The following is a 3,092-nucleotide window of genomic DNA, read 5'->3' as shown; positions in this document are numbered from 1 at the left end:
GACATCGTGTCGCCGGGCCCCTCCCTTGTTTCCCGTCCACGAGCGCCGCGTGCGGCGCGGGCGCGTACTACAGCGCGCCGAAGCCCACCTTGCGCGGGGCCGGCTCGCCGAGCTCGACGTAGGCGAGACGATCCGCCGGGACGAGGACCTTGCGGCCGTGCTCGTCCACCAGGCTCAGCAGCTGAGACTTGCCGGCCAGTGCCTCGGCCACCGCCCGCTCGACGTCCTCGGCACTCTGACCGCTCTCCAGAACGATCTCGCGCGGCGCGTGCTGCACGCCGATCTTGACCTCCACGGCTATGTCCCTCCGACGGTCAGTGAAGTGCGCGACCATTCCGCGCCGTACCCAGCAAACATTAGCCCGGTGAGGGGACGAACACGCTCCGGTCGGCAACGCCAGGAGCGAACAGCGACCGGGAACAAACCCTCACCGGGTGCGTGTCAGTGGTGCTCGTTGCCGTGCAGCGGGAAGCCGGCGATGCCCCGCCAGGCCAGCGAGGCCAGCAGCTGGACCGCCTGGTCGCGCGGGACGCTGCGGTCGCTGTGCAGCCAGGAGCGGGCCACCACCTGGGCGAGACCGCCCAGACCGGAGGCCAGCAGCATCGACTCGTCGCGCGAGAGCCCGGTGTCCTCGGCGATGACCTCGCAGATCGCCTCGGCGCACTCGGTGGTGACCTTGTCGACGCGTTCGCGCACGGCGGGCTCGTTGGTCAGGTCCGACTCGAAGACCAGCCGGAAGGCGCCGCCGTCGTCCTCGACGTACGCGAAGTAGGCGTCCATCGTCGCCCGGACGCGCTGCTTGTTGTCGGTCGTCGACGCCAGCGCGGCCCGTACCGCCTGGATCAGCGACTCGCAGTGCTGGTCCAGCAGGGCGAGGTAGAGGTCGAGCTTGCCCGGGAAGTGCTGGTACAGCACGGGCTTGCTGACGCCGGCGCGCTCGGCGATGTCGTCCATCGCCGCCGCGTGGTACCCCTGTGCGACGAAGACCTCCTGGGCGGCGCCCAGCAGCTGGTTCCGTCGAGCTCGGCGCGGCAGGCGGGTGCCACGCGGGCGTGCCGCCTCAGTTTGCTCGATGGCTGTCACGCCGCCTCCCAAAGTCGTCCACTTGCGGTGTGCGCCGCGCCGCCATCGTACTTTTCGGTAACCCTGGTGTGCGCGGTGCGAGCGGAGAATTTCACGGACCGGACGCCGATGGAAACGGTGTGCAACGGGGCGAACACGTGCATGTCGGGCGGGCCGGGGATCCGGTCCTGCTCAGCGCGTTGTCCGACGAGGGTTCTCGCGGTCTCGAAAGGTGCCGTCCGGGGAGCCTCCTCGATGCGTCCTCGATGCGTTCCCGTGCGCTTCCTCGGTCCGCTCGGTGCCGTCGGGGTCAGCGGTAGTCGTCCTCGTCCAGCGACACCACGCGCGCCTGCTCGACGAGGTCGGCCTCGTTCGCGCGCGCCGGGTCCACCTCGTCCAGGGGGTCGTCGCGTTCCGGGGTGAGGCCCTTGGACTGTTCCGCCGCGTCGTTCTCCGGCGCCTCGACGTCGATCTCCCGCGGCTCACCGGCCTCGAACGCGTCGAGATCCTCGAACACCTCGGGGTCGGTGGGTTCAACGGCCATGACGGGCTCCCTTCCTCGAACGTCCCCGAAATGAGCAGGGGCTGTAGCGGGTGCCCTCTTCCCGAGCCTAGGAGACACCCGATCCGGATGCCATGCCATCCGCGGACGATCCATGTGCGATCCGAGGGCGATCCCTGTGCGATCAAGAGGGCGATCCGCATGCGACCGCGTGGGATTCGTGGGCGATCTGTGACGGCGAACACAGGCGTGAACGCATCAGTCACTGCGTGATCGTCTCGTAACATTGCCCGCATGTCGTCGACCGAGCTGCCGTCAGTGCCCCCCACCGACCTGCTTCCGGAAGCCATCGCCGTCAGGGTCGCGGACGGCGAACGGCTCAGGTCGGTCGGGCTGCCCGGGGTCACCCTGTCGGTGCGGTCGAGGCCGCCCGGGCGCGCGGGGTTGGCGCCCGCGCTGTTCGTCCACGGCCTCGGCGGTTCCTCCCAGAACTGGTCCGCGCTGATGGCCCTGCTCGACGGGGTCGTGGCGAGCGAGGCGCTCGACCTGCCCGGCTTCGGCGACTCCCCGCCACCGGACGACGGCGACTACTCCGTCACGGGGCACGCGCGCGCGGTCATCCGTTACCTCGACGCCTCCGCGCGCGGGCCCGTGCACCTCTTCGGCAACTCGCTGGGCGGCGCGGTCTCCACGCGCGTGGCCGCGGTGCGGCCCGATCTCGTCCGGACGCTCACGCTCGTCTCGCCCGCGCTCCCCGAGCTGCGGGTGCAGCGCACCGCGCTGCCGACCGGTCTGCTGGGCTTCCCCGGCGTGGCGACGCTGTTCACCCGGCTCACCAGGGAGTGGACGGCGGAGCAGCGGGTGCGGGGCGTCATGGCGCTCTGTTACGGGGACCCCGGCCGGGTGGCGCCGGAGGCCTTCGAGCACGCGGTGGAGGAACTGGAGCGTCGGCTGCGACTGCCGTACTTCTGGGACGCGATGAGCCGGTCCGCGCGCGGGCTGGTCAACGCGTACACGCTGGGCGGCCAGCACGGGCTGTGGCGCCAGGCCGAACGGGTCCTCGCGCCCACCCTTCTCGTCTACGGCGGCCGCGACCAGCTCGTCGGTTTCCGCATGGCCCAGCGGGCGGCGCGCGCGTTCCGCGACTCCCGCCTGCTGACCCTGCCGAACGCCGGGCATGTGGCGATGATGGAGTACCCCGGTACCGTGGCGACCGCGTTCCACGAGCTGCTGGCGTATGCGGAACGCAACGGGACCGGAGGCGTGAGCCTCTCCGACGGCGATGCCGGGCCCGTCCGACGAACCGATTCCGGGAGCTGAGGGGCTAAGTGGGACGCCACAGCCGCCGCGGTCCCGCGCCGAAGAGCGCGGGCAGGACGGATGCCGGGGGAGCCGGGAACACCGGCGGCGCACGCGGCGACGGGGGCACCGGCAATCGGGTGCCGCCCGCGACGGGGACCGGCGGGACACCCGCCCGCCCGGTGCCGCGCCCGGCGGACGGCACCCCCGCCCATGGCATGCCCCGGCT

General features: G+C 71.7%; 4 protein-coding genes. 1 reads left to right on the top strand and 3 read right to left on the bottom strand.

The features are described from left to right. Positions 1 to 67 precede the first annotated feature (67 nt). From FNH09_RS45725 to FNH09_RS45715, 3 genes are all read right to left on the bottom strand, one after another. Positions 68 to 295: a DUF3107 domain-containing protein gene (locus FNH09_RS45725; RefSeq protein ID WP_123762915.1), complete on the bottom strand. Its 228-nt coding sequence runs from the start codon at positions 293 to 295 to the stop codon at positions 68 to 70. A gap of 146 nt (positions 296 to 441) precedes the next feature. Continuing rightward, complete coding sequence (locus FNH09_RS45720) at positions 442 to 1,083, bottom strand: TetR family transcriptional regulator (protein ID WP_162470100.1); 642 nt, start codon at positions 1,081 to 1,083, stop codon at positions 442 to 444. A gap of 289 nt (positions 1,084 to 1,372) precedes the next feature. After that, positions 1,373 to 1,606, bottom strand: a complete 234-nt coding sequence (locus FNH09_RS45715) for a hypothetical protein (RefSeq protein WP_152895768.1) — start codon at positions 1,604 to 1,606, stop codon at positions 1,373 to 1,375. 252 nt (positions 1,607 to 1,858) lie between these two features. On the opposite strand from FNH09_RS45715, the gene FNH09_RS45710 reads away from it, so the two are divergent. Further along, on the top strand, positions 1,859 to 2,884 hold the full coding sequence (locus tag FNH09_RS45710) for an alpha/beta fold hydrolase (RefSeq protein ID WP_152895767.1): 1,026 nt from the start codon (positions 1,859 to 1,861) through the stop codon (positions 2,882 to 2,884). The last annotated feature ends 208 nt before the right edge of the window (positions 2,885 to 3,092 follow it).

This window comes from Streptomyces adustus, from assembly GCF_009377175.1.
GTDB lineage: Bacteria > Actinomycetota > Actinomycetes > Streptomycetales > Streptomycetaceae > Streptomyces > Streptomyces adustus.
This window is presented reverse-complemented; position numbering and strand designations above follow the sequence as displayed.